This is a genomic window from Oscillatoria salina IIICB1, assembly GCF_020144665.1.
Lineage (GTDB): Bacteria > Cyanobacteriota > Cyanobacteriia > Cyanobacteriales > SIO1D9 > IIICB1.
In genome coordinates, this window is sequence record NZ_JAAHBQ010000149.1 from 1 (window position 1) to 1,848 (window position 1,848).

1 protein-coding gene is annotated in these 1,848 nt (G+C 51.0%); it reads left to right on the forward strand.

Annotated elements, in window-relative coordinates; translation table 11 throughout:
• Nucleotides 1-138 precede the first annotated feature (138 nt).
• Nucleotides 139-1,848 (forward strand): condensation domain-containing protein (locus G3T18_RS25810; protein ID WP_224413225.1); only part of this gene is annotated, 1,710 nt, incomplete at its 3' end.

The window sequence follows — 1,848 nt, forward strand, 5'->3', positions numbered from 1 at the left end:
GGGGTTGAGCCAACTCAATCTAGGCAAGTGTCGAAATCCCGTAAGGGAAAAACCAGGAAACCGAAGAAGTGATTCTTTGGAAGCCCCCTGTGTAATCTTTGATTCACTGGGGGAGGATGTCACGGAGAAATCGACGCGATCGCCCTCGATCTCGTCGGTTATAACCGAGCTTGGCAACGTTTAATCCATCGCCACGAAATGTTAAGGGCGATCGTGCGTCCCGACGGACAACAGCAGATTCTCCCCGAAATTCCCCCTTATGAAGTCAAAGTGTTTGACTTACGAGGTAAATCACCAACCGAAGTTGAGAATACCCTTCTAGAAATCCGCGATCGCCTTTCTCACCAAGTTATCAAGAGCGATCGCGCCCCCCTCTTTGAAATCTGCGCTACTCTCATCGACGAAGGGCGCGTCCGACTGCACCTCAGTTTTGACGCTCTGATTGCCGATTTGGGCAGTGGCGAGATCCTCTTTCGAGAACTCTACGAACTCTATCAAAGCCCCGATCGCGAACTCCCCTCTCTCTCTGTTTCCTTCCGAGATTATGTGTTGGCTTTAGAAGCATTAAAAGAGACCGACTTTTATCAACGCGCCTTCGATTACTGGCAGCAGCGCCTCCCCGAACTTCCTCCAGCCCCCGATTTGCCCCTTGCCAAGCCTCTCGCTACCTTAGAAGAGATACGCTTTAACCGTCGCACTCATCGCCTTTCTCCGGAACTGTGGCAGCCCTTAAAACAACGCACCAGTCAATTCAATCTGACCCCTTCCGGCTTGCTAGCCGCAGCGTTCGCAGAAGTTCTAGCCGCTTGGAGCGGAAAATCGCGTTTCACCCTCAATCTCACCCTTTTCAACCGTCTTCCCCTCCACAAAGCGATCGATCGCATCGTTGGAGATTTTACCTCCCTCACTCTCTTAGCGATCGACTGTCGGGAAAAAGAATCTTTTGTCACTCGCGCCCAACGGTTACAAAAACAACTGTGGGAAGACTTAGATCGCAGCGCAGTCAGTGGCGTAACCTTATTGCGAGAACTCAGCCAACTGCAAGGGGATGGCTCTCCCATTCTCATGCCTGTTGTCTTTACCAGCAACCTCATTCAAGAAGGAATTGAGACGAAACCTACGGCAATCTCGCAATTTGGGGAGTTAACCTATAGTATCAGCCAAACCCCGCAAGTGATTCTCGACCATCAGGTATACGAAGATGAAGAGACTTTGGTTTTAACTTGGGACTGCGTGGATGAAGCCTTTCCCGCAGGAGTTCTCGATGCCATGTTTGCAACTTACGAAAGCTTTCTCCATCGCTTGGCGACAGTGGAGGGTGCTTGGGAAACAGAAGGGCGACAGTTGGAAATTCCCCAGCTTGACATTCAACGAGAAAGCAATCGGACAGAAGCGCCCCTTCCTTCCGGACTGCTGCACGACGGATTTTTCCAACAGGCGCAAAAGACCCCCGAAGCGATCGCCATTTCCACCCTCCATCGCACCTTTACTTATCAAGAACTTTCTCGCCTTGCCTGTCAAGTCGGTCATCGGTTGCGAGATTTAGGCGTAATGCCCAATGAATTGGTTGCTGTGGTGATGGAAAAAGGTGGGGAACAAGTCGTCGCTGTTTTAGGGATTCTCGCCTCTGGAGCCGCCTATTTGCCCATCGATCCGGAACTCCCCCAAGAGCGCATTGCTTATTTATTGGCAAATGGCGATGTGAAGGTGGCGATCGCCCAAGCGAAATTGCGAAATAAGATTGCCTTTCCCGCAAATATTACCGTTATCGCACTTGATACCGACGACCTCGCTCAACAACCGGATACGCCCCTAGAAAGCCGACAAACTCCTGAAAATCTGGCTTAC